This window comes from Bradyrhizobium tropiciagri (assembly GCF_018130505.1).
Taxonomy (GTDB): Bacteria; Pseudomonadota; Alphaproteobacteria; order Rhizobiales; family Xanthobacteraceae; genus Bradyrhizobium; species Bradyrhizobium tropiciagri_B.
The window spans coordinates 1-26,283 of the sequence record NZ_JAFCKH010000012.1 but is presented as its reverse complement, the minus strand read 5'-3'; the positions used below and the strand labels follow the sequence as shown (position 1 = coordinate 26,283).

General features: G+C 66.1%; 25 protein-coding genes. 11 read left to right on the top strand and 14 right to left on the bottom strand.

What is annotated here, in order from left to right:
* Positions 1-23: 23 nt before the first annotated feature.
* Genes JQ633_RS27635 through cysG form a run of 5 tightly spaced genes read right to left on the bottom strand, consistent with a single transcriptional unit; the run spans position 24 to position 4,698 of the window.
* Positions 24-752 carry a phosphoadenylyl-sulfate reductase gene (locus tag JQ633_RS27635; RefSeq protein WP_211988272.1) on the bottom strand — a complete coding sequence of 243 codons (729 nt, stop codon included), beginning with the start codon at positions 750-752 and terminating at the stop codon, positions 24-26.
* On the bottom strand, positions 749-1,264 hold the full coding sequence (locus JQ633_RS27630; RefSeq protein WP_211988271.1) for a DUF934 domain-containing protein: 516 nt from the start codon (positions 1,262-1,264) through the stop codon (positions 749-751). Before JQ633_RS27630 ends, JQ633_RS27635 begins: the two co-directional genes overlap by 4 nt.
* Complete coding sequence (locus tag JQ633_RS27625; protein ID WP_211988270.1) at positions 1,251-2,906, bottom strand: nitrite/sulfite reductase; 1,656 nt, start codon at positions 2,904-2,906, stop codon at positions 1,251-1,253. The genes JQ633_RS27630 and JQ633_RS27625 overlap by 14 nt, the downstream gene beginning before the upstream one ends.
* 26 nt (positions 2,907-2,932) lie before the next feature.
* Positions 2,933-3,250: a DUF2849 domain-containing protein gene (locus JQ633_RS27620; RefSeq protein WP_211988269.1), complete on the bottom strand. Its 318-nt coding sequence runs from the start codon at positions 3,248-3,250 to the stop codon at positions 2,933-2,935.
* Positions 3,247-4,698: a siroheme synthase CysG gene (gene cysG, locus JQ633_RS27615; protein ID WP_211988268.1), complete on the bottom strand. Its 1,452-nt coding sequence runs from the start codon at positions 4,696-4,698 to the stop codon at positions 3,247-3,249. Before cysG ends, JQ633_RS27620 begins: the two co-directional genes overlap by 4 nt.
* A 245-nt stretch (positions 4,699-4,943) precedes the next feature.
* Here cysG and cysD point away from each other — a divergent pair, with 245 nt between their 5' ends.
* The 3 genes from cysD to JQ633_RS27600 all read left to right on the top strand — a co-directional run bounded on the left by cysD (position 4,944) and on the right by JQ633_RS27600 (position 10,118).
* Positions 4,944-5,738, top strand: coding sequence for a sulfate adenylyltransferase subunit CysD (gene cysD, locus JQ633_RS27610; protein WP_211988267.1), 795 nt, complete (start codon positions 4,944-4,946; stop codon positions 5,736-5,738).
* 35 nt (positions 5,739-5,773) lie between these two features.
* The gene (gene cysC / locus JQ633_RS27605) at positions 5,774-7,693 is read left to right on the top strand and encodes an adenylyl-sulfate kinase (protein ID WP_211988266.1); all 1,920 of its coding nucleotides are present in this window, start codon (positions 5,774-5,776) and stop codon (positions 7,691-7,693) included.
* Between the two features lie 262 nt (positions 7,694-7,955).
* Positions 7,956-10,118, top strand: coding sequence for a malate synthase G (locus tag JQ633_RS27600; RefSeq protein ID WP_211988265.1), 2,163 nt, complete (start codon positions 7,956-7,958; stop codon positions 10,116-10,118).
* Positions 10,119-10,409: 291 nt separating this feature from the next.
* On the opposite strand, the gene JQ633_RS27595 is transcribed toward JQ633_RS27600, so the two are convergent.
* The 3 genes from JQ633_RS27595 to JQ633_RS27585 all read right to left on the bottom strand — a co-directional run bounded on the left by JQ633_RS27595 (position 10,410) and on the right by JQ633_RS27585 (position 12,112).
* Positions 10,410-10,565, bottom strand: a complete 156-nt coding sequence (locus JQ633_RS27595) for a Thivi_2564 family membrane protein (protein WP_061880958.1) — start codon at positions 10,563-10,565, stop codon at positions 10,410-10,412.
* Between the two features lie 116 nt (positions 10,566-10,681).
* Positions 10,682-11,332: a DUF2865 domain-containing protein gene (locus JQ633_RS27590; RefSeq protein WP_211988264.1), complete on the bottom strand. Its 651-nt coding sequence runs from the start codon at positions 11,330-11,332 to the stop codon at positions 10,682-10,684.
* A gap of 9 nt (positions 11,333-11,341) precedes the next feature.
* Positions 11,342-12,112, bottom strand: coding sequence for a L,D-transpeptidase (locus JQ633_RS27585; protein ID WP_211988263.1), 771 nt, complete (start codon positions 12,110-12,112; stop codon positions 11,342-11,344).
* Between the two features lie 225 nt (positions 12,113-12,337).
* Between JQ633_RS27585 and JQ633_RS27580 the strand changes: the two genes are divergently transcribed.
* The 3 genes from JQ633_RS27580 (at position 12,338) to JQ633_RS27570 (ending at position 14,503) form a co-directional block, all read left to right on the top strand.
* A complete protein-coding gene (locus tag JQ633_RS27580; RefSeq protein ID WP_211988262.1) occupies positions 12,338-13,450 on the top strand; it encodes an AI-2E family transporter in 1,113 nt (370 codons plus the stop codon).
* 114 nt (positions 13,451-13,564) lie between these two features.
* On the top strand, positions 13,565-13,927 hold the full coding sequence (locus JQ633_RS27575) for a DUF883 family protein (protein WP_211988261.1): 363 nt from the start codon (positions 13,565-13,567) through the stop codon (positions 13,925-13,927).
* A gap of 96 nt (positions 13,928-14,023) precedes the next feature.
* A complete protein-coding gene (locus tag JQ633_RS27570) occupies positions 14,024-14,503 on the top strand; it encodes a hypothetical protein (RefSeq protein WP_349631622.1) in 480 nt (159 codons plus the stop codon).
* Positions 14,504-14,636: 133 nt separating this feature from the next.
* On the opposite strand, the gene JQ633_RS27565 is transcribed toward JQ633_RS27570, so the two are convergent.
* Together JQ633_RS27565 and JQ633_RS27560 are read right to left on the bottom strand one after the other, a co-directional pair.
* Complete coding sequence (locus JQ633_RS27565; RefSeq protein WP_211988259.1) at positions 14,637-15,845, bottom strand: ABC transporter substrate-binding protein; 1,209 nt, start codon at positions 15,843-15,845, stop codon at positions 14,637-14,639.
* 77 nt (positions 15,846-15,922) lie between these two features.
* The gene (locus tag JQ633_RS27560; RefSeq protein WP_211988258.1) at positions 15,923-16,468 is read right to left on the bottom strand and encodes a MarR family winged helix-turn-helix transcriptional regulator; all 546 of its coding nucleotides are present in this window, start codon (positions 16,466-16,468) and stop codon (positions 15,923-15,925) included.
* 150 nt (positions 16,469-16,618) lie between these two features.
* Here JQ633_RS27560 and JQ633_RS27555 point away from each other — a divergent pair, with 150 nt between their 5' ends.
* On the top strand, positions 16,619-17,803 hold the full coding sequence (locus JQ633_RS27555) for an FAD-dependent oxidoreductase (RefSeq protein ID WP_211988257.1): 1,185 nt from the start codon (positions 16,619-16,621) through the stop codon (positions 17,801-17,803).
* A gap of 215 nt (positions 17,804-18,018) precedes the next feature.
* Here JQ633_RS27555 and gtdA read toward each other — a convergent pair whose 3' ends face one another.
* Positions 18,019-19,062 carry a gentisate 1,2-dioxygenase gene (gene gtdA / locus JQ633_RS27550; RefSeq protein WP_211988256.1) on the bottom strand — a complete coding sequence of 348 codons (1,044 nt, stop codon included), beginning with the start codon at positions 19,060-19,062 and terminating at the stop codon, positions 18,019-18,021.
* Positions 19,063-19,169: 107 nt separating this feature from the next.
* Between gtdA and JQ633_RS27545 the strand changes: the two genes are divergently transcribed.
* Together JQ633_RS27545 and JQ633_RS27540 are read left to right on the top strand one after the other, a co-directional pair.
* A complete protein-coding gene (locus JQ633_RS27545; RefSeq protein WP_211988255.1) occupies positions 19,170-20,045 on the top strand; it encodes a fumarylacetoacetate hydrolase family protein in 876 nt (291 codons plus the stop codon).
* Positions 20,046-20,047: 2 nt separating this feature from the next.
* The gene (locus JQ633_RS27540; protein ID WP_211988254.1) at positions 20,048-21,118 is read left to right on the top strand and encodes a mandelate racemase/muconate lactonizing enzyme family protein; all 1,071 of its coding nucleotides are present in this window, start codon (positions 20,048-20,050) and stop codon (positions 21,116-21,118) included.
* A gap of 9 nt (positions 21,119-21,127) precedes the next feature.
* Here the strand turns inward: JQ633_RS27540 and JQ633_RS27535 are convergent, their stop codons facing one another.
* Entirely contained in the window at positions 21,128-21,532 is a 405-nt protein-coding gene (locus JQ633_RS27535; RefSeq protein ID WP_211988253.1) for a hypothetical protein, read from the bottom strand.
* A 409-nt stretch (positions 21,533-21,941) separates the two neighbouring features.
* On the opposite strand from JQ633_RS27535, the gene JQ633_RS27530 reads away from it, so the two are divergent.
* Positions 21,942-22,844, top strand: a complete 903-nt coding sequence (locus JQ633_RS27530; protein ID WP_211988252.1) for a catalase — start codon at positions 21,942-21,944, stop codon at positions 22,842-22,844.
* A gap of 25 nt (positions 22,845-22,869) precedes the next feature.
* On the opposite strand, the gene JQ633_RS27525 is transcribed toward JQ633_RS27530, so the two are convergent.
* Positions 22,870-23,799: a helix-turn-helix domain-containing protein gene (locus JQ633_RS27525; RefSeq protein ID WP_211988251.1), complete on the bottom strand. Its 930-nt coding sequence runs from the start codon at positions 23,797-23,799 to the stop codon at positions 22,870-22,872.
* Between the two features lie 422 nt (positions 23,800-24,221).
* Here JQ633_RS27525 and JQ633_RS27520 point away from each other — a divergent pair, with 422 nt between their 5' ends.
* Positions 24,222-25,175, top strand: a complete 954-nt coding sequence (locus JQ633_RS27520) for a helix-turn-helix domain-containing protein (RefSeq protein ID WP_211988250.1) — start codon at positions 24,222-24,224, stop codon at positions 25,173-25,175.
* A gap of 3 nt (positions 25,176-25,178) precedes the next feature.
* Here JQ633_RS27520 and JQ633_RS27515 read toward each other — a convergent pair whose 3' ends face one another.
* The gene (locus JQ633_RS27515) at positions 25,179-26,108 is read right to left on the bottom strand and encodes a DMT family transporter (protein ID WP_211988249.1); all 930 of its coding nucleotides are present in this window, start codon (positions 26,106-26,108) and stop codon (positions 25,179-25,181) included.
* Between the last annotated feature and the right edge of the window lie 175 nt (positions 26,109-26,283).

Sequence of the window (26,283 nt, the reverse complement as noted above, 5' to 3'; positions counted from 1 at the left end):
GCATGCTCTACGACATCTTCACCCTACGACATCTTCATCGTGTGGATGCCGCACTCGGTCTTGGCCCGGCCGCGCCAGCGGCCGGCGCGCGCATCCTCACCGGTGGAAGACCGGCTGCTGCAAGGCATACACCCGACCGACTGATATCCCGATGCGACAAGTGGATGCGGCGGCAGTTTTGCGAGCGCGTAGATCGCCTCGATGTCCTCACGGGACACGTTGGCGAACGGATTGAACTTCAATCTGAGGCCGTCATCCTCGACCACCGGGATATCGGTGCGTGAACCGCCCTGGAAACGCTTGCGGCCGTTGATCCAGCCCGCGAACGGCTTCAGCGCGCGCGCCAGCGGCTCGACCTTGCGGATACGGCAGCAGGCGTCGGGATCGGTGAACCACAGCTCGCGATCTGGATCCTGTTGCGACAGCGCCTGCTCGTCGGGCTTGATCGAGCGCACATCGGTGAGGCCGAGCGCTTTGATCAAAGTATCACGATAAGCCAGCGTCTCCTCGAACAGCCAGCCGGTGTCGAGGAACACGACGGGAATCGACGGATCGACATCCGCCATCACCTTGAGCAGCGCGGCGGATTCAGTGCCGAACGACGAGACCAGCGCCAGCCGCTCGCGGCCGACCGCCTGCAGCGCGGCCACGATCACCTCTGCGGGCGAAGCGTTCCGCAAGGCGCGGTCGAGCGCATCCGCCGGCGGCAATGCGGCCGGCTGCTGCGCCAGCTCTGCTGCGAGCGTGCTCACTGGCTGGCGCTCTCCGAATGGCGCAGCTGCATGCGGCGGTTGAGCGCGGTGACGCGGCCGTCGCCGGTCGGCTGATAGAACACCGAATAGCGCTTCATGGTCTCGGCGAAGGCAGCAGCGTCGGCATCCTTCTTGACCTCGAAGGCGTCGAAGCCGGCCCGCGTCATGAACACGAACTGGTCGCGCAGGATCTGCCCGGTGGCACGCAGCTCGCCGTCATAGCCGTGACGTTCACGCAGCAGACGCGCCTGGCTGTAGGCGCGGCCGTCGCGGAAGGTCGGAAACACCAGCGCGATCGACGCCAGCCGATCGAGATACGGCACGAGATCGTCGACGTTGCGATTGTTCGGCCAGATCACCCCCAGCTTGCCGGAACGGCGCAGCAGCGCTTCCGGGTCGGCGAGGAAACGCTCCGCCGTCACCAGCACCGCGCCGTCGCCCGGCAATTCGGCGCCCTCGGCGACGTGGACGAACAGATCGGTGGTCAGTCTTCCCTGCTTAACGAGTGGCATAGACGCGCTCCCTGAAAGGCTCGACGCCCAGACGCTTCACCGTATCGACGAACAATTCCTCGGGACGGTCGCGCAGCGCGAGATAGGCTTCGACAATGTCTTCGATCACGTCGGCGACTTCCGCATAGGGAACGGCCGGGCCGATCAAGGTGCCCATCTGCGCGTTCTCGTCGGCGCGGCCGCCGATCGTGATCTGGTAGAATTCCTCGCCGTTCTTCTCGACGCCGAGAATGCCGATATGGCCGACATGGTGATGGCCGCAGGCATTGATGCAGCCGGAGATGTTGATGTGGAGACGGCCGATCAGGTCGGCGGTGTCGTGGTTGGCAAACCGCCGCGTCAGCTCCTGCGCGATCGGGATCGAGCGCGCATTGGCCAGCGAGCAGTAGTCCAGCCCAGGGCAGGCGATGATGTCGGTGACCAGGTTGACGTTCGGCGTCGCGAGGCCGAGGCGGTCGAGCGCCTTGAACAGTGCCGGCAGGTCGCGCTTGGCGACATGCGGCAGCGCCAGGTTCTGCTCATGGCCGACGCGGATCTCACCGAACGAGTATTTGTCGGCGAGATCGGCCAGCGCGTCCATCTGCTCGGCGGTGGCATCGCCCGGAGGGCCGCCGACCGGCTTCAGCGACAGCGTCACGATCGAATAGCCCTGCACCTTGTGCGGCGCCACCGAGTTCTTGCGCCAGCGCTCGAACAGCGGGTCATGCGCGGCCTGCTTCAATTCGTCCGGCATGTGCGGCAGCTTTTCGTAGGGCGGATAAGAGAAGCGCGAGCGCACCTCCTCGATGGCGGCGTGATCGAGCCGCAGCTCGCTGTCGCCCATCTGCTTCCACTCTTCGTCGACTTCCTTGGCGAACTTCTCGATGCCGAGCTCGTGCACCAGGATCTTGATGCGTGCCTTATAGATGTTGTCGCGGCGGCCGTACTGGTTGTAGACGCGCAGGATCGCCTCGATGTAGCTCAGCACGTCGCGGCCGTGCACGAACGGCTTGATGGTCTTGGCGATGAACGGGGTGCGGCCGAGGCCGCCGCCGACCAGCACCTCGAAGCCGGTCTCGCCATCGGCATTCTTGTGCAGGCGCAACCCGATGTCGTGGATCTTGATCGCGGCGCGATCATGCTCGGACGCGGTGATCGCGATCTTGAACTTGCGCGGCAGGAACGAGAATTCCGGATGCAGCGTGGTGTGCTGGCGGATCAGCTCCGACCAGATGCGCGGATCCTCGATCTCGCCGGGCGCGACGCCGGCCCACTGGTCCGAGGTGACGTTGCGCATGTTGTTGCCGGAGGTCTGCATCGCATGGATGCCGACCTCGGCAAGGTCGGCCAGCGCATCCGGCAGCTCGGCCAGCTTGATCCAGTTGAACTGGATGTTCTGCCGCGTGGTGAAGTGACCATAGCCGCGGTCGTAGCGGCGCGCGACATGGGCGAACCGGCGCAGCTGCTTCGACGACAGCGTGCCGTAGGGGATCGCGACGCGGAACATGTAGGCGTGCAGCTGCAGATACACGCCGTTCTGCAGGCGGAGGATCTTGAATTCGTCCTCGGTGAGCTCGCCGGAGAGGCGGCGCTTCACCTGATCGCGGAATTCCGAGACACGCTCGTTGATCAGCGTGCGGTCGAGTTCGTCATATGCATACATGATGGATGAGCCTTACGCCGTGCGTCTTAAGCCGGGACCTGGAGATCGATGGTGACGCCCTTGGCGCGGATCTGTTCGCGGAGATTGCCCGGCTTGACCTTGCCGCCGTCCTTGAGCTCGACCGGCGCGATGTAGGGGCCGACCGCGCCGACATCGTCGGCATTGGCCTCGGCCAGCAGCGCGCGGGCGTCATCGGAGGTGCTGACGACAGCGGAGTCGGCGAGTTCGGTGGACCAGCCCTTTTGCGCGGTCCGGTACACCACCGCACCGTCCCAGGTCCGGTTGGCGGTCACCACCGAGGGGCCCGTGATCTTGATTTTCTTCTGTTCGAGCGGAGAGGTCATTCTGCAGCCTTCAGCAGTTCGGAGAACATCTGGTTGGAGAAGAGATGGGTGACGTTGGACTGGCTCCACGGCGCGGAATGCGCGACGACGTCGCCAATGACGAGAATGGCGGGACCGCCATCGACCTGTTTGACCAGTTCGGGCAGACGCGACAGCGTACCGACCGCCGCCTTGGCATCCGGCCGCGTCACGCGCGCGAACACGCCGACCGGCGTCTCCGGCGAGCGGCCCGCGGCGAGCATGCCTTCGAGGATCGCGGGCGCCGCGGTCATGCCCATGTAGACGACGATGGTCATCTTCTTGTCCGTCAGCACCGACCAGTCGACGACTTCGGCATCGCGCGCCTTGTGCGCAGTCAGGAAGGTGATGCGCAGCGCCTCGTGCCGGTAGGTCAACGGCACCTCGAACTGCGCGGCGGCGCCGAGACCGGCCGAGATGCCGGGAATGATCGAGTAAGCGACGCCGGCGTCGCGAAGCGCCGCGATCTCCTCGCCGCCGCGGCCGAAGATGAAGGGATCGCCGCCCTTCAGCCGCACCGCGCGCTGGCCGGATTGCGCCGCCTCGATGATCAGCTTGTTGATGGCATCCTGGCCGATGCCGGGCTTGCCGACGCGGCGGCCGACCGGAATGCGCGACGCGTCGCGGCGGATGCGATCGAGAATCTCTGATGATACCAGCTCGTCGTAGAACACGACGTCGGCATCCTGCAGCGCGCGCAGCGCCTTGACGGTGAGCAGATCCGGATCGCCCGGACCGGCGCCGACCAGCGTCACATGACCGATAGCTTTGCCTTCCGCGCTCGCGCCGGCGAATGCAGCGTGGTCGGTGATCGCGTTCAGCGCCCGCTCGGCTTCGTTTCTGCGGCCGGCCAGCACCAGCGCGCCGATCGGGCCATCGACGATGCGTTCCCAGAACCGGCGGCGCAGCGGAAACTCGGCGATGCGCGCGTGGATCGATTTGCGGAACTGGCCGATGAAGCCGGCGAGATCGCCGATCCGCGCCGGCAGCACCGCCTCGATGCGCTCGCGGATGCGGCGCGCCACCACCGGCGACGTGCCGCCGGTGCCGACCGCGACCACGACATCGCCGCGATCGACGATCGCCGGCATGATGAAGGTGGAGTGCGCGAGATCGTCCATCACATTGACCGGCAGGCCGACCGCTTTCGCGCGTGCCGACATCGCGACACCGATGTCGCCTGCGCCGGCGCAGAGAATTGCGATGACGTCGGAAAGATCGGCCGCGAGCGGATCGCCCTTGGCGCGTTCGATGCGCGCTTCGTCCTCCGCCGAGAGGCCAGCGAGATCATGATCGCCGTCGGTCGCATACCAACGGATAGCGGCGCCGGCGGCCGCGAGCAGCCGCAACTTGGCGCGTGCAAGGTCGCCCGCTCCAACGAGCAGCACCTTGCCGCTTTGCAGATCCAGAAACACAGGCAGGTATCGCATCAGACACTCGCTTCCCCAACTTGGGGGTTGACTGAAATTATTTTCTATTTATCTCTCGATCAAGGCCGACAAATAGAAAATTATTTCTTCTATATTGCGGCGCAACTTTAGAATTTTCACCCCCAAAGGCCAAGGGCCGATAGATGCATCTTCTCGACAACGAATCCGCCACTGCCGGATCGCGGCCCGCCCCCTTCGCCAAAGCATCTTCCGTGCCGGGAATTTCGGATCCCCAGCCGCCGTCGATGGACCACCTTGACGAGCTCGAAGCCCAGAGCATCTACATCCTGCGCGAGGCGTTCGCCCGGCTGAAGAAGCTGGCGCTGCTGTGGTCGCTCGGAAAAGATTCCAACGTGATGATCTGGCTGGCGCGCAAGGCGTTCTTCGGCCGCGTCCCGTTCCCGGCGCTGCATGTCGACACCGGCAAGAAGTTTCCCGAGATGTATGCGTTCCGCGACCGCTTCGGGAAGGAATGGGATCTCGATCTGCGCGTCGAGCCCTGCCCGCCGATCGACAGCGTCGATCCGACCTTGCCGCCGGCGGCGCGCTCCGCCGCGCGCAAGACTGAGGGGCTGAAGCTCGCACTCAACAAATACGGCTTTGACGGCTTGATCGCCGGCATCCGCCGCGACGAGGAGGCGACCCGCGCCAAGGAACGCGTGTTCTCGCCGCGCGGCACCGAGGGCGGATGGGACGTCCGCGACCAACCGCCGGAATTCTGGGACCAGTTCAACGCTTCGCCGCCGCCCGGCGCTCACCTCCGCATCCATCCGATCCTGCATTGGACCGAGGCCGACATCTGGGCCTACACCAAGCGCGAAGGCATTCCGATCATCCCGCTCTATCTCGCCAAGGACGGCAAGCGCTATCGCTCGCTGGGAGATCAGGACATCACCAATCCGGTGGCATCGACCGCATCCAGCATCGATGAAATCCTGGACGAACTCGAGAACACCAAGGTTCCGGAGCGCGCCGGCCGTGCGCTCGACCACGAGACTGAGGATGCGTTCGAGCGGCTGCGTGTCGCCGGCTATCTCTGATCCACACTGATTGTACTCCTGGTGCGAGCGTTCCGATGAACATGATCCTCCCCACCGCCGCGATCTCGGCAACGCCCAACGGCACCACGCGTCCGCAAGTGCGCATCGTCATCGTCGGCCATGTCGATCACGGCAAGTCGACGCTGGTCGGGCGCCTCTTGCATGAGACCGGCAGCCTGCCGGACGGCAAGCTGGAGATGCTGAAGGCGGTCAGCGCCCGGCGCGGCATGCCGTTCGAATGGTCGTTTCTGCTCGATGCACTGCAGACCGAGCGCGACCAGGGCATCACCATCGACACCACCCAGATCCGCTTCCGCACCCGCTCGCGCGACGTCGTCCTGATCGACGCGCCCGGCCACGCTGAATTCCTGCGCAACATGATCACCGGCGCCTCGCAGGCCGACGGCGCGGTCCTGATCATCGACGCGCTCGAGGGCGTGCGCGACCAGACCCGCCGCCATGGCTATCTCCTGCATCTGCTCGGCGTGAAGCAGGTCGCAGTCGTCGTCAACAAGATGGACCGCGTCGAGTTCAGCGCTATCAGGTTCAAGGAGATCAGCGACGAGATCTCGGCGCATCTGATCGGCCTCGGCGTCAAGCCGACGGCGGTGATCCCGATCTCCGCCCGCGACGGCGACGGCGTCGCCGAGCGCACGCCGCGGATCGACTGGTACAAGGGGCCGACCGTGGTCGACGCGCTCGATGCGCTCGAGCCGGCGCGGCCGCTCGCCGAGCTGCCGCTGCGGCTGCCGGTGCAGGCGATCTACAAGTTCGACGACCGCCGCATCGTGGCGGGCCGCATCGAGTCCGGCAGCCTGAAGGCCGGCGACGAGATCGTCATCATGCCGACCGGCAAGATCGCCAAGATCAAGACGGTCGAGAGCTGGCCGGTGACGCCGGTGGACGGCCCGCAGGGCGCCGGGCGCTCGGTCGGCATCACGCTCGACCGCGAGCTGTTTCTCGAACGCGGCGACATCATCGGACACACCGGGCAGAGCCCGCGCGACACCCGCCGCATCCGCGCGCGAATCTTCTGGCTGCACGACAAGCCGCTCGCCAAGGGCGAGCAGATCCTGATCCGCCTCGGCACCAAGGAAAGTCGCGCCACCGTGGTGGCGATCGAGAAGGCGATCGATCCCGGCGCGCTGTCCAACGAAGAAAATTCCGCGATCGCGCGCAACCATGTCGGCGAGATCGACATTTCGCTGGCGCAGCCGGTCGCGACCGATCCCTACACCGACAATCCGCGCACCGGACGCCTCGTGATCGAGGTCAACGGCCGCATCGCCGGCGGCGGCCTCGTGCTGTCGGTCGACGCCGGCCGCCCCGCGGTGCCGGTCGATATCGTACCCGTCGAGTCCGCGCTGCGGCCCGACGAGCGCTCGGCGCGCTACCGCCACAACGGCGCGGTGATCTGGCTGACCGGCCTGCCCGGCTCGGGCAAGTCGACCTTGGCGCGCGCGCTGGAACGGCGGCTGTTCGGCAATGGCGGCTCGCCGATCCTGCTCGACGGCGACACGCTGCGCGCCGGGCTGAACGGCGATCTCGGCTTCTCGCCGCAGGACCGCGCCGAGAACATCCGCCGCCTCGCCGAGGTCGCGACGCATCTCGCGCGCAACGGCCATATCGCCATCGTCGCCGCGGTGTCGCCGTCGGCCGCCGACCGCGCCGCCGCGCGCCGCATCGCCGACAGCGCGTTCCGCGAGATCTACATCGCGACCCCGGCCGAGATTTGCGAGGAGCGCGACCCCAAGGGCCACTACGCCAAGGCCCGCGCCGGCACGCTGCAGGGCTTCACCGGCATCGGCAACGACTACCAGCCGCCGACCGGCAACGAGCTGACCATCGACACCTCGACCCGCTCGGTTGCCGACGCGACCGAGGAGATCGAGCGGATGCTGGCGAAAACCGGCGTGCTGTTCGACGAACTGACCGACCTCGCGGCAAATATCTAGCCCCACCCACCGCTGTCATCGCCCGGCTCGACCGGGCGATCCAGTATTCCAGAGACAATTGTGCTCTAGCCCCGCGGCCGCGGCGTACTGGATGCCCCGCTCAAGGCGGGGCCATGACGGCTCATTCTGGGCAATAAGGGGGTCTTCTCAGAACCGTGGCTTTAGGGCTAAAAGGGCCGTGAACGCGGCCCTTTGGCGCGTTTTTTGCTGGTTTCGTTCGAAAACAGCGCCTAAACGCCCCATTTCCTCAAGAAAGCCCATCATGACTCGTGTCGATGCCCATGGATTGAAGATCGCCCCTGTCCTGTTCGACTTCATCGCCAAGGAGGCGGCCCCTAAGACCGGGATCGCGCCGGATGCATTCTGGGCCGGACTTGCCGCCATCCTCCAGAAGCTCGGACCGAAGAACCGCGAGTTGCTCGCGCTCCGCGACACGCTGCAGGCCAAGATCGACGACTGGCACCGCGTCCACAAGGGCAAGGCGTTCGACATCAACGCCTACACCGCGTTCCTCAAGGAGATCGGCTATCTGCTGCCCGAGCCAGCGACGCACACGGTCGAGACCGCCAATGTCGACGAGGAGATCGGCAAGATCTGCGGCCCGCAGCTCGTGGTGCCGCTCACCAACGCCCGCTATGCGCTGAACGCCGCCAATGCACGTTGGGGCTCGCTCTACGACGCGTTCTACGGCACCGACGCGATCCCGCACGATCCGAGCGAGAGCGGCAAGGGCTACAACAAGGCGCGCGGCGACAAGGTGATCGCCAAGGCCAAGGCCTTCCTCGACGCATCAGCTCCGCTGGCGACCGGCAGCCACACCGACGTCACTTCATATAGCGTGATCTCCGGCCAGCTCTCGGCCAAGCTGAAGAGCGGCAACGCCACCAGCCTGAAGAACGCCGCGCAGTTCGCCGGCTATCTGGGCGATGCGGCCTCGCCGACGGCGATCCTGCTGGTCAACAATGGCCTGCATGTCGAGGTGAAGATCGACCGCAGCAACGTCATCGGCAAGGACGATGCGGCCGGCGTCGCCGACATGATCCTGGAATCGGCCGTCTCCACCATCCTCGACATGGAAGACTCGGTCGCCGCCGTCGACGCCGAGGACAAGGTGCTGGTCTATCGCAACACGCTCGGCCTGATGAACGGCACGCTGTCGGCCGACTTCGAGAAGGGCGGCAAGACCCTGACCCGTGCGCTCAATGCGGACCGCGTCTACAAGACGCCCGCCGGCGGCGAGCTCAAGCTGCACGGCCGCAGCCTGCTGCTGATGCGCAATGTCGGCCACCACATGTTCACCGACGCGGTGCTCGACGCCAAGGGCGAGGAAATCCCCGAGGGCATTCTGGATGCGGCCGTCGCCGGCCTGCTCGCGATCCATGACCTGAAGGGCAATTCGAAGACCAGGAACAGCCGCACCGGCTCGGTCTATATCGTCAAGCCGAAGATGCACGGCCCCGACGAGGTGACGCTGACCTGCGACCTGTTCGCCGAGGTCGAGAAGATGCTCGGCCTTGCCGAAAACACGCTCAAGGTCGGCATCATGGACGAGGAGCGCCGCACCACGGTCAACCTCAAGGCCTGCATCCAGCGCGCCTCCAAGCGCATCATGTTCATCAACACCGGCTTCCTCGACCGCACCGGCGACGAGATTCATACCTCGATGGAAGCGGGTCCGATGATCCGCAAGAACGACATGAAGGCGCAGCCCTGGATCAAGGCCTATGAGGACTGGAACGTCGACAATGGCCTGATCGATGGCCTGCCCGGCCATGCCCAGATCGGCAAGGGCATGTGGGCCGCGCCCGACAAGATGGCGGACATGCTCGCGCAGAAGATCGGCCATCCGCAGGCCGGCGCCACCACCGCCTGGGTGCCGTCGCCGACCGCGGCAACGCTGCACGCGCTGCACTATCACCAGGTCAACGTGACAGCGCGCCAGCAGGAGCTCGCCAAGGGCGGGCCGCGCGCGAAGCTCTCCGACATCCTCACCATTCCGGTGTCGCAGTCGAACTGGGCGCCCGACGACGTCAAGCAGGAGATCGACAACAACTGCCAGGGCATTCTCGGCTACGTCGTGCGCTGGATCGACCAGGGCGTCGGCTGCTCCAAGGTGCCCGACATCCACGATGTCGGCCTGATGGAAGACCGCGCCACCCTGCGCATCTCGAGCCAGCATCTGGCGAACTGGCTGCATCAGGGCGTCATCAGCAAGGACCAGGTGATGGAGTCGCTGAAGCGGATGGCCGTCGTCGTCGACAAGCAGAACGCGGGCGACAGCCTCTACAAGCCGATGGCGCCGTCGTTCGACGGTGTCGCCTTCAAAGCCGCCTGCGACCTCGTCTTCGAGGGCCGCACCCAGCCGAACGGCTACACCGAGTACATCCTCACCGCGCGCCGCCGCGAGGCCAAGGCCGCGAGCTGATCAGCAAAGCCGTCTCATGAGACAAAAGCCCCGGCGCAACGCCGGGGCTTTTTTGTTGGAGGCACACCTCTGGCGATGGCGAGATAGAGCCGCGTGCTAAACTTTCTCCGTCATCCTGAGGTGCGAGCCCTTGCGAGCCTCGAAGGATGCACGGCCCCGCTGGTTGCCGTCTATCCTTCGAGGCTCGCTACGCGAGCACCTCAGGATGACGGAACGGAGCGAGGCTTCGCTATCCAGATCGGCGTCGCTTCGCTCCTCGCAATGACGAAGCTGGAGCATCGCGATACGCCGCTAGAACACCGCGAGATATTTCAGCAGCGAGACGATGCCGATGATGATGACGACCACGCGCGCGATCTGCTTGGCGCGGCCGTCGAGCGGCAGCATGTTGATGAGATAAAGAACGAGAATGACGACAAGGAAGGTGACGAGTACGCCGACGAGCATGCGGGTCCCCCTGATGGCATCGGTGAAAGAGCGGTTCGCCCTTTCCTAACGTGCGGCCGGCTGGCGGGTTCCCACCCGCGGAACCCAAAGCGTGCATTTCAGCTTGTTCGACCGCTCTACTCCCGCGCCACCACCGGCGGGCGCTGGTACTTGGAGCGGATGCGGTCCGGCACCGGGGTGAAGTTGACCTCTGCGCTGCGGCGGTCGACGCGGCTGACCGACATCAGGCCGTCCTTGCCGGCGACGATGTCGCCCTTGCGCAAGGTCGGGTCGTCCTCGATCTTCACCGCGGCGAGGCCGACCGGATCCTTGCCGTTGCAGGTGCAGCCCGCGACGATCTCGTCGCGATAGCGGAAGGCGTTCGGCAGTTCGGAATAGGGCTTGCCCGCGTCGGTCTCGGCGCTGTCGATGCTGCCGCCATAGACCACCTCGGTCGCGGCCGACGGGCAGAAGCTGTTGCAGCTCTCTTCCTTGCTTTGCCGGCCGGTCGCCGCGAGCGGGAAGTAGCGGCCGTCGCAGGTCCGCACGCAATAGGCCTGGCCGCCGCCGGAGCTGACGTAGCGCGGCTGCTCGGCCCGCCGCGCGACCGGCGGGCCGTCGTCGAACGGCATCCGGATCACCGGCGCGCGTCCCTGCGTGAAACCGCCGAATAGTTGCGAGAAGAAATCCTGGGCCTGCGCGGCAGGCGCCAGCGCGACGCAGCCCAAGGTCGCCATCCCAAGGGCCGCCGTCCCGAGCGCCCACCGTATCGTCGTCCGCTTCACCATGATTGGTCCTTAGTACAGTGACGCTGACGTGTTCATCGCCTGGCGCGGCGCTAAGGATGCCGGCCGGACCGAGATCTGGGTCGTGCTCGGGCCGAGCTCGCGCGCGGCGAGGTGCGGCGCGTTCTTCGGCAGCACCACGACCTTGGTGCCGACGTCGACGCGGCCGAACAGGTCGCTGACATCCTCATTGGTGAGGCGGATGCAGCCCGACGAGACGAACTTGCCGATCGTCGACGGATCGTTGGTGCCGTGGATGCGATACTCGCTGGAACCGAGATACATCGCGCGGGCGCCGAGCGGATTGCCCGGGCCGCCGGCCATGAAGCGCGGCAAATAGGGCTGGCGCTTGATCATCTCGGCCGGCGGATGCCAGTCCGGCCATTCCGCCTTGCGGCTGATGGTCTGCACCCCGGACCAGGTGAAGCCGTCGCGGCCGACGCCGACGCCGTAGCGGATCGCCCGGCCGCCGCCGAGCACGTAATAGAGCGCGGTGTTGCCGGTATCGATGATGATGGTGCCGGGCGCTTCCGTGGTGTTGAGCGCGACCGTGGTGCGGCGCAGCCGCTCCGGCAGCGCGCCGTCCTCATTCGTCGGCTCGTTCATCACCTCGTCGGTCGGGAAGCCATCCGGCTGGGTCGCGGCGTAGCCGAGCGGACGGCTGTACACCTGCGCGCTGGCAGGTCCGGCGGCGACGAAAGGCGCGGCGAACAGGATGCTGAGGGCAAGGGTTCGGGTCACGCGCGACGCTAGCCGGCGGCTGAAGAGAGACTGCTGTGTCATGTGCTGCCCCTGGAGGGATGCGCATCGTGGTGATGCGATGCACAGCCAACGCGCCTCGCCTTCGAACAGTTCCGGCCGGAATCGTCGCAAGGCTGCGATTGTCAACCCGCGCCGGCTCACGACTCCGCGATGGAACCTTTCCCGGGATGCGCCGTTTCCCATCGGCCATTTGACGCGCAGGGCGACTTCGCGGCGCGCATTTTTTTGTTCTCGCGGGAGAGATTTGTGCGCGCCTTTCCGAGTGAACGTCTGCTTGGCAATGCGCCCGAAGGCACCCCGGTCCCCGACAGCGAGGCTGTCCTACCGCCGGTGATCCGCCGCACCGAACTGGTCGCGTTCGCGCTGCTTGCTCTTCTCCTCATCGTCGTCGTCGCGGTGCTGTACGTGGCGCGCGCGTTCTTCCTGCCGATCACCATGGCCTTCATCGTCGGCACCATGCTGTCGCCGGCGGCCAGCTTCATCGAACGCTATGGCGTGCCGCGGGCGTTCGGCGCCGTGCTGATCGTCCTCGCCGTCAGCGCCATGGTAGCCTTCATCGTCGGGCTGATCGCCTCCCCGGTGATGGAGTGGAGCTCGCGGCTGCCCGAGCTGGGCGCGATCCTGAAGGAGAAGCTGCACGTGTTCGACCGGCCGCTCACGCTGTGGCAGGAGCTGCAGAGCATGGTCGGCGGCTCCGACACGCTCGCCAGCTTCCAGATGCCGAAATTCGAATGGGTGCAGCCGACGCTGGAATTCCTGTCGCCGACCTTCGCCGAATTCCTGCTGTTCATCGCGACGCTGATCCTGTTCATCGCGAGCTGGAAGGATCTGCGCCGCGCGCTGGTGCTGACCTTCAGCGAGCGGCAGGCACGGCTGCGCACGCTGCGCATCCTCAACGAGATCGAGGTCCATCTCGGCAACTATCTGTTGACGGTGACCATGATCAATGTCGGCGTCGGCATCCTCACCGGCGCGATCTGCGCGGCGACGGGCATGCCGAACCCGGCGGGCCTCGGCGCGCTCGCCGCGACGCTGAACTTCATTCCGATCATCGGGCCGGTCGCGATGTTCGTGGTGCTGGTCGCCGTCGGCATCATCGCCTCGCCGACCATCAGCGCCGGGTTGATCGCGCCGGCCTGCTTCACGGTCGTGACCTTCCTGGAAGGGCATTTCGTGACGCCGACCATCGTCGGCCGCCGGCTGTCGCTGAACGCGCTCGCGGTCTTCCTCGCGCTGGCGTTCTGGACCTGGCTGTGGGGCCCGATGGGCGCCTTCCTGTCGTCGCCGCTGCTGATCGTCGGGTTGATCATGAAAGAGCATCTGATGCCGGTCAATTCGCCGCAGTTGCCGGAAGGTTAGAGGAGCGTTTCTCAAGAGTATCGGACGGCGGCGGCCGGCCTCGCCGCAGGGAACTTTGCCCGTAGCGCGGCGTTTTTCCGGAGAGAGCATGCGAGTTTTCCGGGAGCGTTTTCGATGTCGGATACTTTTGGGATCAGGAACATGACGGATAAAGCCACCTATGACCGTCTCGAGAAGGATGTCACCTCAGTGAAGAACGATATCGCCGCGCTCACGGAGCAGATCACCGACGCCCTCAATGCGTTTGCCGCCGACGCCAGCAAGCAGGCCCGCCGCCGCTACAAGGACGCGCGCGCCAATGCCGAGTCCGCGATGGATGACATGTCGGAGCGCGGCAGCGCGATGATGGGCGCGGCACAGGACGCGGCATCCTCGATCGAGGAGTCGCTGGAAGAAATCATTACGGAGCGGCCGCTGGCAACCGTCGGCCTCGCGCTCGGACTCGGCTTTTTGATCGGCATCGCCTGGCGCCGCTAGGCGATTTGATATTTTGCGGCAGGTGAGGCCCCGCGATGGCCATGCGCAAACCGGCGTTCTGGACGCGGTGGCGGCGTTGGCGGGCCGCTGCAGCTTTTGTCGAAGCACTTTTCCACGCAAGGCAGGGTAATGCTCCAGCGGCTGATCAATGACGTCAAGGAGTCGGCCGGAAGTGCGTTGCGGCTGACCTCGATTGCCGGCGTGGCCGCGATCGCGCTGTTCATCAGCTTCGCATTCCTGTGCGCGGCTGCCTTCATCTACGTGCTGCAGCACTACGGTCCGATAGAGGCCTGCCTCGCGGGCGCGGTGCTGTTCTTCGTGGTCACGCTGATTGCGGTCGCCGTCTACATGGCACGCAGGCGCGAGATGCGGCGGCGCGCCGCGCGGGCCGCGAAGGCCACTGCGGCCAGCGCCTTTGCCGATCCGGTCATGATCGCCACCGGCCTGCAGATCGTCCGCGCCATCGGCGTCAAGCGGTTGATCCCGATCATCGCCGTCGCCGGCCTCGCGCTCGGCCTGATGGCGAGCCGCGGCGCCGCGGCGAGCAGCGAGGACGAGGAGCAGGGGGAGGAATAGGCGGTTCACTCGCCGTCGTCTCGGCGTAGGCGCTTGTAGCCCGGATGCAGCGAAGCGAAATCCGGGGAGACGCTCCCCGCGCATACAGCGGCCCCGGATTGCGCTTCGCTGCATCCGGGCTACGAAGATCCCGCTATTGCGAGATCAGGGGGCATTTGCCGTCCTCGAGCGGCTTGAACGCCTCCGCCGCCGGCGTTGTCGCGAGGATTTCGTAGTAGTCCCATGGCTTCTTCGACTGCGCCGGCGTCTTGACCCTCGCGAGGTACATGTCGTGGATCACCCGGCCGTCCGCGCGCACCTTCACATTGGCGAACAGCGGATCCTTGATCTCCATCCGCTTCAGCTCGGCCACCGCCGCAAGGCCGTTGTCGCTGTCCCTGGCGGCCACCGCGGCAAGATATGCCAGCACCGTCGAGTAGACGCCGGCATGGTTCATATTCGGCATCCGGCCGGCCTTGTCGAAGAAGCGCTTGCTCCACGCTCGCGTCTGGTCGTTGAGGTCCCAGTAGAATGCGGTGGTCAGCAGCAGGCCCTGGGCCGCGCTGAGGCCGAGCGAATGCACGTCATTGATGAAGATCAGGAGCGCCGCCACCTGCTGCGCCTTGCCGCCGATGCCGAACTCGGCCGCCTGTTTCAGCGCGTTCACCGTATCACCACCGACATTGGCAAGGCCGATGATCTTGGCGCCGGAGGTCTGGGCCGACAGCAGATAGGACGAGAAGTCCGAGGTGTTCAGCGGATGCTTCACCGCCCCCAGCACCTTGCCGCCGTTCGCGGCGATGACCCGCGACGCCTCGCTCTCGAGCGAGGTGCCGAAGGCGAAGTTGGTCGTGACGAAATACCAGCTGTCGCCGCCGGCGCGCGTGACGGCGCGTCCGGTCGAATTGGCAAGCGCATAGGTGTCGAACACCCATTGCACGGTGTTCGGTGAGCACGAGGCTCCGGTGAGTTCGGTGGTGGCCGCGCTCGACGGCAGGTAGGCGACGTTGGAGTTGCGCAGCAATTCGTTCAGCGCCAGCGCAACCGCCGAGTTGGGCACGTCGACAATGGCGTCGATCCCGTCGACATCCTTCCAGCGCCGCGCGATGCTGGCGCCGGTATCGGCCTTGTTTTGATGATCCGCGACCAACAGTTCGACCTTGATGGCCGGGTGACTGGCGCGGAAATCGTCGATGGCGAGCTGCGCCGCGACCACCGAGCCCTGCCCGGTGGCATCGGCGAACAGGCCGGATTGATCGTTGAGCACGCCGATCTTGACGACGCTCCCGGAGATCTCCGCCCGCACCGCGCCGCTCAGGGCCCACAGGCCGACCGCGGCAACAACCAGCTTCACACCTCTCATCACGCTTCCTCCTCGGTTGATGACCGGCGCCGTGGTTTCGGCGCCGGCGGCCTCGAAGGATTGGCCCGGTGAGAGGATCAGCCCTTGCGACCTCCTCTCGCGGGATTCGAGACCTTCTTGCTTGGGATCAGGGCCTTGTCGATCGGCACCCGGCTCGAATGGTTATGGGAGAGCACAAGGCGGTTCAGGAATTCGAGAAACGACTTCTGCTCGGCGACATTGAGCGGCGCGAGAATCCGTTGCTGCACGCGTTCGGTGGCGTCCTGGATCTCCTGCAGCAGGCGCTCGCCCGCCGCGGTCGGAAACAGCAGCTTGGCCCTGCGGTCCTCTTCGGAAACCTGGCGCACCACGAGGCCCTTGGCCTCCAGACGGTCGATCACGCCTGAGATCGTCGTGCGGTCGAAGCCGATCGCATTGGCGAGCCGGAGCTGGTCGATGCCGGGATAGACGGACACCGCCGCGATCGCGGCGTACTGCACCGGCGTGACCTCGAACTCCGCGGTCTCCTCGAGGAAGATCGATACCGCCATCTGCTGCAGTCGCCGGATCAGGTGGCCCGGCTTGCGATGCAGCAGATGATCGATGTCGAGCGCCACGGGCTCGACCGAGGTCTTTCGTTTCATGATGGGTCCGGTACGCGGTTGCGATTTGATCGTGTTGTAGCACGGCGTCTCACCTCCCGCGAAAGAACCCGAAGCGATCATCAACAGATTGCAATGTTGCAAATGATCAGTATTATGTCAATCCGTATACTGATTAATTGGGAGACGCGCATGATCGTCGTGGTTGGAGGTGGGATTGGCGGACTGGCGGCGGCACTGGGGCTGGCCAGGGCAGGCCATCGCGTCATGGTGCTGGAGAAGGCGCCGCAGTTCGGCGAGGTCGGCGCCGGCCTGCAGCTCGGGCCGAACGCCAGCCGGATGCTCGACCAGCTCGGCGTGCTCGACGCCGTGCACCGCTCGGCGGTTTTCCCGAGCCGGCTGTCGATGTGCGACATCGCCGACGGCCGCCATATCGCCGAGCTCGACCTCGGACATTCCTTCCGCGAACGCTACGGATATCCTTATGCCGTGATGCATCGCACCGATCTGCATCAGGCGCTGCTCGACGGCTGCAGAGCCAACACCGCGATCTCGCTCAACACGGCGTGCGACGTCACCGACGTCGCGGATGGGCGCGACGGCCACATCGTCACCTGCGCGGACGGCCGGCAGTTTTCCGCGGCGGCGGTGATCGGCGCGGACGGCATCCGCTCGGTGATCCGCACCAAACTGATCGATGACGGCGAGCCGGTCGATTCGGGCTATGTCGCCTATCGCGGCGCGGTGGCGATGGCCGATCTGACGGAGCATGCCGGGCTCGACAATGTCGTGCTCTGGACCGGGCACGAAATCCATCTGGTGCAATATCCGGTGCGCCGCGGCGAGCTCTATAATCAGGTCGCGGTGTTCAGGACCCCGGTCGGCGCCGATGACAGCGATCCAGCGAAAATCTCGGCCGAGCTGGACGAGCGTTACGCCTGGACCTGCGCGCCGGTGCGGCGGGCGCTGCCCACCGTCGGCCGCGCCAGGCGGTGGCGGCTGTATGACCGTGCTCCGGCCGGCGGCTGGGTCAACGGGCGCATCGCCCTGCTCGGCGACGCAGCCCATCCGATGCTGCAATATCTCGCCCAGGGCGCCTGCCAGGCGCTGGAGGACGCGGTGTGCCTTTCCGATCAGGTCGCCCGGCACGGCGACCGGATCGAGGATGCGTTCCGGACCTACGAAGCGCTGCGGGCGCCGCGCACCGCCCGCGTCCAGACCAACGCCCGCATCTTCGGCGACATCATCCACGCCGACGCCGCGAACCAGCTGACGCGCAACGCGCTACTCTCCACCACCGCGCGCGACGATTTCCGCTACGTCAATTGGCTCTATGGCCACGCGGTGGCGAGCCCGTCGGCATTGCCGATCGGATGAGGGAACGGGGCGCGCCTGATGGCGCGCCCTTCATGTCCGGGAACGATTCACGCTTTTGCCCCGTCATCCCTGCGACAAAGGCGAAGCCTTTGCGCAGGGATGACGGGTCTATCACTCGTCATAACGAGCGAAGCGAAGCAATCCATCGCTCCGCAGACGTCGACGGATGGGTTGCTTCGTCGCTATCGCTCCTCGCAATCACGGAGCGACCGCCTTCAGGCCGCCGCTCCATTGCCGCGCTGCTCCCGCCAGAGACCGACCTTCTCCAGCACGGCGCGGTCGGAATAGCTGAACAGGACCGCATCCTCGGTCGTCTCGAACGAATACCAGGTCCAGTTCGGCGCGACGAAGATGTCGTTCTTCTTGAACGAATTGACCTGATCGCCGATCTTCACGCGGCCGCCCCCCTCGGCGACGACGAACACCGCGCCCTCGGTCGATCGGTAGGGCAGCGAGCGGAAGCCCCGCGGCAACAATTGCAGGAAGCTCGCGATCGTCGGCAGGGCATAGTCGCCGTTCAGCGGATTGGCGTATTTCAGCTTGATGCCGTGCGCCGGATCCCAGTCGGCGCCGCGGCGAAGTTTTTCCAGCGCCTCGCGCGACCGGTCGTAGGGATAGCTGAACACCGGCGAATGCAGGCTCGACTTCGGCGCGTCGACCGGCAGCAGGCCGGAGCCGAAACGCGCGGCCGAGTCGTCCGGCAGGCGCTGCTCGGGATAGCGCGGCGCCTCATAGTCTTCGCCGAAGGTCGCGCCGAGATGATTGACGAAGGGAATATCCAGCCCATCGAGCCAGATCATCGTGCCGTCCGTCTCCTTGCCGTGATCGTGCCAGCACCAGGCCGGCGTGACGATGAAATCGCCGGGCGCCATCGCGGTCTTCTCGCCGTTGACCGCGGTGTAAGCCCCGCTGCCCTCGACGACAAAGCGCAGCGCCGACTGGGTGTGGCGATGCGCCGGCGCGACCTCGCCCTGCTTGATCAGCTGCAGCGCGCAGAACAGCGTGTGGGTTGCGCCGCGCGGCAGGCTCGGATTGTTCAGCACCAGCACGCGGCGCTGCGCTTCCTCGGCCGAGATCAGGTCCGCCGCCTCGATCAGGCTCGGCCGGATATCCGCATCGTAATCCCAGAACGCCGGCGAAAAGCGCGGCCGCGGCTCGTCGGGTACCGCCTCCGATATGATGGTCCACAGCGGCGTCATGTGTTTCTCCGCCACGCGCGCGTAATAGGCCTCGCGGCGGTCGCTTGCGTCTGCTGTCATCGGCTCGCTCCAAAATGTATTGCATACTGACGATCAGTATACTATCTATTTGCCGTCAGTCAACGCGGGCGCCGGCTCGGCGCCTGTCATCACGCGGGAGCAAGCGCATGAGGATCTGCCGTTTCAATCAAGATAGACTGGGCGTGGTAACCGGCGACGAGGTCGTCGACGTCAGCGCGGCGCTTGCAGCGTTGCCGCAGCTGAGCTGGCCGCTTGCGCCGGGCGATCATTTGATCCGCAACTTTGCCGGCCTGCGCAGCGCGATCGAGCAGGCCATGGCGACCGGTCAGCGTCATGCTCTGTCGCGCGTGCAGCTGCTGAGCCCGATCGCCAATGCATCGAAGGTGATCGCCGCGCCGGTCAACTATGCCCTGCACCTCGCGGAGGCGCGGGCCGATGCGGGCGTGAACTTCGGCAGCGACATCAAGACGATCGATCACTACGGCCTGTTCCTGAAGTCGTCGACCTCGGTGGTCGGCGCCGGCGACGGCATCGTGCTGCCCGACCTCGAGCGGCGGATCGATCATGAGGTCGAGGTGGTCGCGGTCATCGGCAGGGAGTGCGCCGATGTCAGCGAACGCGAGGCGCTCGATTACGTGTTCGGCTACTGCATCGGCCTCGACATGTCGGTGCGCGGTACCGAAGACCGCAGCTGGCGCAAATCCTACGACAGCTTCACCGTGCTCGGCCCCTATCTGGTGACCGCGGATGAAATCGACGACCCGGGCAATCTCGACCTGTCGCTCGATGTCAACGGCGTGCAACGCCAGTCATCGAACACCAGGGCGCTGATCTTCAGCATTCCAAAGCTGATCGCCTACGCGTCGGCCGGCTACCGGCTCTATCCGGGCGACGTGATCATGACCGGCACGCCCGAGGGCGTCGGCCCCGTCGTCGACGGGGATCTCGTGACCAGCAGCGTGACCGGGCTCGGCACCATGCAGGTCAAGGTGGTCTCGGCCCGCAAGCGTTCCGCCGCCTGACGATGACGCGGATCGAACAGGCGAGCGCCGAGCTCCTCACCTTCAAGCTCGATCGCGCGGTGGGCGGCTCTGCCGTCGCCGCGGTCGACGTCATCATCGTCAAGTTGCGGGATGCCGATGGCGCGGACGGGCTCGGCTTCTCCTATGTGCTCGGCGGCAACGGCAAGCTCGCGCTGCTGGCGGCCGAGGAGCAACTCGCCCGCTTCGTCCGCGACAGGAGCGTTGCGCCGCCACGCGCGACATGGCGGAGCATTGGGTCGAGCTTCAACCGGATGGGGCATGGCCCCAACCTGATCGGCCTCGCCGCCATCGATGTCGCGATCTGGGATCTTCACGCGCGGCGCAACGGCGTGCCGCTCGGCGTCGCGATGGGAGGGGAACGACGCGCTGTTCCGGTTTACGGCAGCGGCGACTTCAACACGCAGCAGACGCCCGAGCAGGCGGCCGAGGCGGCCACGGCCCATGTGGCGCGTGGACTGCGCGCGGTGAAGCCGCGCGTCGCCGGCGCTACGAAGGACGCCAAGGTGATCGCCGCGGTGAGGGCCGCGGTCGGCGACGAGGTCGCGCTGATGGCCGATGCCAACGAGAAATGCGATCTGGTGACGGCCCGCCGCTTGCTGCAGCTGGCGCGCGGCAACGGGCTGCTGTTCGTGGAGGAGCCGCTGCCCTGGTCGCTTGCCGCCGCCTACGCACAGCTCGGCGCCGCCGGAACCATGACGATCGCCGCCGGCGAGCATGCGCAGGATCAACGCCAGCTGCTCGCGATGATGCAGTCAGGCGTGCTCGGCGTCGTGCAGCCGGATCTGGCCATGATCGGCGGCCTGACGCCGGCGCTGGACATCTGCGTGATGGCCGAAGCGCTCGGCGCCGCAGTCAGCCCGCACTTCCTGCACGGGCTCTTTGCGCACCTCGCCGCTGCCTCGCCGGCGGTGACCTGGCTGGAAGACTTTCCCCTGCTGGAGCCGCTGTTCGACGGCTGGCCCGAGATCTCGTCGGGATGCATCGCGATCACGCCGTCGACCGGACACGGCTTGCGCCTGTCCGGTCTGAGCGAACATCTGCTGAAGCGCTAACCCGGTCGATCAAGTGATGCAGCGGCCGGGCTGCAGCAGCTTGGCGACGTCGGTCAGCACGCTGACCACCGGCTCGCAGGCGACCTTGCGGCCGTCGCCGGGGCGAGCCCGGGCGGGCGCAACCGGGCGGTTGCGGGCCTCATTTTTGGTGGCTTCCCTGGTCGCGGGAACTCGGACCAGCACCGAGGTGTCCGGGAGCCCGTCGAACTTCATCGCAAAAGTCTGGCTCTTCGCGGCCGCGGACGGAACCGTGGCGCGGTCGGCCTTGGCGGCGCGATTGACGGCGCTTTCAACCGCCGGGGTTGTGGCCACCTGCTGGCCGCCGATCAGATCGTGGCCGGATGCGAGCTGCACGGCACCCAGCGTCGCGCCAAGCGCCAGCACACCGAGAATTCCCTTTTGCATCTGTGACATGTTGATGTCCCTCGCCCGGCGGGAATTCCCTTGAAAAATCCCCTTGGCAATCCCGGACACAACGCGAACAAAAGCGCTGAGGTTCTGCGGCCCCGACATCACTTAACCGTGTACAAAAATATTTTCACGCACGCGGAACGAGTCAGGGGCCATCCGAGTCATTCCGGCAGCCGGTTATTCCCCCTGCCCCATTGACCGGCGACGTAGGGCGCGACCGTGGTGATGCCGGTCGCGCCCTGCTTTTTTTGTCCGGATCGCTTCGCGGCACGTTGCGCGCCGCCTCACCCTCCGCGGGAACAGCCTGTTCGGCACACTCGCCGTCCGACGTTGCACGCATTAGCAGCAATCGCGCTTCAATCGGATCAATCGCGCTGGGGCGGTGGCCCGGCGGTTGGGCCAACACCTTGCCATGGCTCCGTTTTCGACCGTCACCGTCACGCCTGCATCGATTGTCGAGGCGCTGGAAGCAGCCGCCGGCTTTGCCGGAGGACAATGCGCGCGCGGCACCTATGTCCCGTCGGACCGGGCGAGCGAGATCACGAGATCGCGGAGCTTCACCACGCCTTCGCGCGTGCTGGCACGCTTCTCGTTCGGTGCCGGCAATCCCGACGCGACTGCTATCGGCTGGCCGGCGCTGCGCGGGTTCAGCTTCCGGGTCGGCGGCAACGGCCATCGCTCGGACATTCTGACGCAGAGCGCGCCGGTGCATTTTGCGAGGACGCCGGGCCAGATGCTGGCCTTCATCGAGGCGCGCATTCCCGGCCAGGGCGGCAAGCCCGACGCAGCGCGGATCGCCGCCTTCTCCGCCGCCAATCCGGAGACGCAACATCAGGCCGACTACGTCGCGGCGCACCCGCTGCCCACGAGTTGTGCCGGCACGACCTATTGGGGCGTCCACTCATTTCCCGCCACCAATGACGAAGGCGAGACGCGGTTCGTCAAATTCAGGATCAACCCGGTCAGCGGCGATGCCGCGCCGGCGAAGGACGGAACCAAGACGGCGTCCGCCGGCCTGCTGCACGAGGATCTCGGACGCCGGATCGCCGCGCGCGATGTCCGCTTCAGCGTGATGGCGCTGCTCGACCGGCCCGGCGATCCAACCATGGACGTCACCATCCGCTGGCCGGATGAGGACCAGCGCGAGGCGGTGCGGCTGGGAACGATCGTGATCACCCGGATCGAGCCGAACGAGACCTGCGACGCCGCCGGCTTCGATCCGGCATATCTCGCCGACGGCATCGGCCATCCGCCGGATCCGATCTTCGCGGCGCGCCGTGCAGCCTACCGCCTTGCCATGGCGAGGCGTCGTTGATCGGAACGCGCCTGACGCCACCTGGTCAGGCCTCGCTGTCGCCCTTGCCCCAGGCTTCGCGGCGCCACACGCCCGGACTGACGCCGACCATCCCCGAGAACACCCGCGTGAAGTGTCCCTGATTGGCAAACCCAGCAGCGATAGCGATTTCGGCCAGCGGCAGGTCGCGCACCTTCAACAGCTGCTTGGCCGCCGCGATGCGCTGCTGAAGCAGCCAGCGGTGCGGCGGCAGGCCGGTGGAGATGCGGAACGCGCGCGAGAAATGGCTCACCGACAGGCCGAGCTCGGCCGCGATCTGTTGCAGCGACAGCGTGCCGCCGAGATCGGAGGCGAGCCGCTCGCAGGCGCGCTTGACCTGCCAGGGCGCGAGGCCACCGCGGGTCACCTCGCTGATCCCCGGCAAGCCGCCATAGGCGCGCGCAACATGTGCGGCGAACGCGATCATCATGTGGTCGACGAAGAGCTGGTTGGGCTCGCCCGGGCGACGCAATGCTTCGAGCAGCGCCGCACCGATGTGACGCATGACGGCATCATCGAAGCCGAAACCGAACTGACAGGCGAGATCGCCGATCCGCGGGGCGCCGGCCTGCTTGGCCAAGTCGTCGAGCACCGACTGCGGAAGATTGAAGTGGATGGAGTGGAACGGCTTGTCGATGATGTAACGCGGGTCGCGCCTCAGATCGTACAGATACGTCGTCCCGGTCCGGATATCCGCCTTGGTGAAGAACTTGCCGTCCTCCCAGAGCTCACACTCCGGGTAGTCGTGAAGTTTCAGGCTGATCAGATAGGCATCGTCGGCCAGCGAGCCGCACAGGCCCGGCACCGGGTCTTCATTGAGGGTTTCGGTTGCCGCGAGCTCCACACCGCGCAGTGAGCGGGTGATCACCGAGGGAGGGACGTCCCGCATATGCAAGGACTGCCCGACGCGCTGTCCGAAGCTGCCGGCCTGTATCATGTGGTCCGATCTTCATCCGTGGAAGGTCGATGGGCCGCTGGTCCCGTCGCCCGTATTATCCCGGATCGGACTACCGCGGTCTAGACCCGCGACGTCGTGGAGCAGCCGGTGCGACCGCGCAGGAGCAAGACGAAGTTTCGAAGCGATTCCAATGCTCGTGGCATGGTCCTGCAGTGATGCTGACCAAAATTTTGTGTGCCGTCCTATCAAAAAGTATCACTCCCTCTGCTCGAAAGCAGATTTAGGCAAAGCGCGGCTGTTTCGGGAAAGACCCCGTAGTTCGCCGGCCCTAGAACGCGCCTCGAAAGCCCGCGGCGGCTCCCCGGCATCAAGCAGCGGCAGACACGCCGCAACCGCTTCGCACCGGACATCGGACCCGGCACCGCGCCGCTTGCACGGCTTTCGAATGCGAGCACAAGCCCATGACCGAAGCCCTTCGCCGCAACGACCAAGAGTATCTGCCGGCTGCGTCCGAATCGTCGCCTCAAGCCGGCGCAACCAACGGTGAGAACCCTACCGCCGAAGCGGAGATGGAGCGCGTGCTCGGCACGACGCCGTTCCGGATGGCGCTCGATTCTTCCGGCGCCGGGATCGCGCACTGGAGACACGAACCGCTGCACGACGTCGTCGAGCCGATGACCCACCATGTCATCATGGCCTACAACGGCATGACACAGCGCATGGAGCGGCGGTCCGGACGGACGGCCGCGATCGGAACGTTTCGTCCCGGCGTCGTGATCATCATTCCCGAAGGATCGAGCTCGCGATGGGACATTCCAAAGCCCGTCGATGTCGTGCAGCTCTATCTCCCTCACAAGACGCTCGCGCGCGTTGCCGACGAGGCCGACGCCGGCGCATCGATCGATCTGTTGGAGCGAACGGCGCATCCCGACCCCATCACATCCCGCTTGCTGCTCAGCGCGGCGGATGTGCTGGAGGGCAATGAAGCGCTAGACACGCTGTTCCGGCAGCAACTGACCGACCTGCTGGCGACGCGGCTGCTGGCGGCGCATATCGGCGTGCCCACCCCGATCCGGCCGGCGCTCGGCGGACTGGCGCCGAAGGTGCTGCAGCGTGCCACCGAGCGTCTGCGATCGGACAGCGATGCGGACGTGTCGCTCGCCGCGCTGGCCTCCGATGCCGGCCTGTCGCGCTTCCACTTCTGCCGCGCCTTCAAGGAAAGCACCGGGCTTTCACCGCATGCCTGGCTGCGCCAGCACCGGCTCGAGCAGGCCATGAAGATGCTGCGCGATAGCGAAACATCAATCGTGTCGGTGTCGGCCGAGCTCGGCTACGCCTCGCAAACCGCCTTCGCCGCGGCGTTCAAGCGATTGACCGGCGAGACGCCGACCGATTGGCGGCGGCGCATGCGGTAGGAGTTACTTCCGCAAACTCGCCCAGACGCCGCCGAGGATCAGCAGGCCGCCGACCAGGTGGATCAGCTTCGGCGGCTCGCCGAGGATGATCCACGACAGCAGCGCGCTGGCAATCGGGGCGACGTAGAGCACCAGCGAGGTGCGCACCGAACCGAACTTGCCGCCGAGCCAGGCGAAGCCGGCATAAGCGATCAGGCCGGGTACGAGGCCGGCGAAGACATAGGCCTCATAGGCTTTGGCGTTGAAGACCAGTGCAGGCGCGGTCCACATCTCGTGGATCGCGGGCGGCAGCGAGCACAGCGCGCCGGCCGCCGAGAACAGGCTGACACGGGCGAGCAGCGAGGCGCGCGGCGCGATCCGCGACTGCACCAGCGTGTAGCCGGACCAGCCGAGCATCGCGAACACCACCAGCAGGTCGCCCCATGCGGCGCTCGACTGGGTGAAGGTTTCCAGATGGCCGCCGGAGACGATCAACAGGGCGCCAGCGAGCGCGAGGCCGGTGCCGAGCCATTGCAGCGGACCGATATGCTCGATGCCGAGCGCCGCCGAGATCAGCAGCACCATGATCGGCGACAGCGCGAAGATCAGCGCGATATGGATCGCGGTGGTGGTGATGCCGGCGACATAGACCGGGCCGCCGCACAGGAACATGCCGAGGAAACCGGCGACCAGGATCGGCCAGGCGTTCTGCGCCAGCGGGATCCGGCCGTCGCGGATCGCCGCGATCGCAAACGGCGCGAGCCCGACCGCGATGATGCTCCAGCGGAAGAACGCCAGCGAGAACGGCGGCACCGAGCCGGCGAGGCCGCGCGCCAGCACCTGGTTGGAGGCCTGCCCGACCGCGACCAGGATGAAGCCGATCAGCGCGACGGCGTCGTTCCAGCCCGCGCCAGGCGGCTTTGCGCTGGAGGTCTCAGGCAACTTGGCGTCCATGAAAACGTCCCGGTATCAGTTGCCCCCGCCAGCCTGGAGGCCGTGCCCGGGTAAAACCTCGAAAACAACCCCATGCAAAGTAGCCGGCGGCTGGCGGCACTGTCCGTAGCGGGTGAAGATGTCGTGTTTTTGTAGCTCGTGATCTGTCGCCTTCGTTTGTGATTTGCAGGTTAGC

Bases quoted from the DNA above. Each gene is read 5' to 3' on its own strand.
- JQ633_RS27630 (WP_211988271.1), bottom strand. From the start codon at position 1,264: ATGCCACTCGTTAAGCAGGGAAGACTGACCACCGATCTGTTCGTCCAC.
- JQ633_RS27625 (WP_211988270.1), bottom strand. From the start codon at position 2,906: ATGTATGCATATGACGAACTCGACCGCACGCTGATCAACGAGCGTGTC.
- JQ633_RS27620 (WP_211988269.1), bottom strand. From the start codon at position 3,250: ATGACCTCTCCGCTCGAACAGAAGAAAATCAAGATCACGGGCCCCTCG.
- cysG (WP_211988268.1), bottom strand. From the start codon at position 4,698: ATGCGATACCTGCCTGTGTTTCTGGATCTGCAAAGCGGCAAGGTGCTG.
- cysD (WP_211988267.1), top strand. From the start codon at position 4,944: ATGGACCACCTTGACGAGCTCGAAGCCCAGAGCATCTACATCCTGCGC.
- cysC (WP_211988266.1), top strand. From the start codon at position 5,774: ATGAACATGATCCTCCCCACCGCCGCGATCTCGGCAACGCCCAACGGC.
- JQ633_RS27600 (WP_211988265.1), top strand. From the start codon at position 7,956: ATGACTCGTGTCGATGCCCATGGATTGAAGATCGCCCCTGTCCTGTTC.
- JQ633_RS27595 (WP_061880958.1), bottom strand. From the start codon at position 10,565: ATGCTCGTCGGCGTACTCGTCACCTTCCTTGTCGTCATTCTCGTTCTT.
- JQ633_RS27590 (WP_211988264.1), bottom strand. From the start codon at position 11,332: ATGGTGAAGCGGACGACGATACGGTGGGCGCTCGGGACGGCGGCCCTT.
- JQ633_RS27585 (WP_211988263.1), bottom strand. From the start codon at position 12,112: ATGACACAGCAGTCTCTCTTCAGCCGCCGGCTAGCGTCGCGCGTGACC.
- JQ633_RS27575 (WP_211988261.1), top strand. From the start codon at position 13,565: ATGTCGGATACTTTTGGGATCAGGAACATGACGGATAAAGCCACCTAT.
- JQ633_RS27565 (WP_211988259.1), bottom strand. From the start codon at position 15,845: ATGAGAGGTGTGAAGCTGGTTGTTGCCGCGGTCGGCCTGTGGGCCCTG.
- JQ633_RS27560 (WP_211988258.1), bottom strand. From the start codon at position 16,468: ATGAAACGAAAGACCTCGGTCGAGCCCGTGGCGCTCGACATCGATCAT.
- JQ633_RS27555 (WP_211988257.1), top strand. From the start codon at position 16,619: ATGATCGTCGTGGTTGGAGGTGGGATTGGCGGACTGGCGGCGGCACTG.
- gtdA (WP_211988256.1), bottom strand. From the start codon at position 19,062: ATGACAGCAGACGCAAGCGACCGCCGCGAGGCCTATTACGCGCGCGTG.
- JQ633_RS27545 (WP_211988255.1), top strand. From the start codon at position 19,170: ATGAGGATCTGCCGTTTCAATCAAGATAGACTGGGCGTGGTAACCGGC.
- JQ633_RS27540 (WP_211988254.1), top strand. From the start codon at position 20,048: ATGACGCGGATCGAACAGGCGAGCGCCGAGCTCCTCACCTTCAAGCTC.
- JQ633_RS27535 (WP_211988253.1), bottom strand. From the start codon at position 21,532: ATGTCACAGATGCAAAAGGGAATTCTCGGTGTGCTGGCGCTTGGCGCG.
- JQ633_RS27530 (WP_211988252.1), top strand. From the start codon at position 21,942: ATGGCTCCGTTTTCGACCGTCACCGTCACGCCTGCATCGATTGTCGAG.
- JQ633_RS27525 (WP_211988251.1), bottom strand. From the start codon at position 23,799: ATGATACAGGCCGGCAGCTTCGGACAGCGCGTCGGGCAGTCCTTGCAT.
- JQ633_RS27520 (WP_211988250.1), top strand. From the start codon at position 24,222: ATGACCGAAGCCCTTCGCCGCAACGACCAAGAGTATCTGCCGGCTGCG.
- JQ633_RS27515 (WP_211988249.1), bottom strand. From the start codon at position 26,108: ATGGACGCCAAGTTGCCTGAGACCTCCAGCGCAAAGCCGCCTGGCGCG.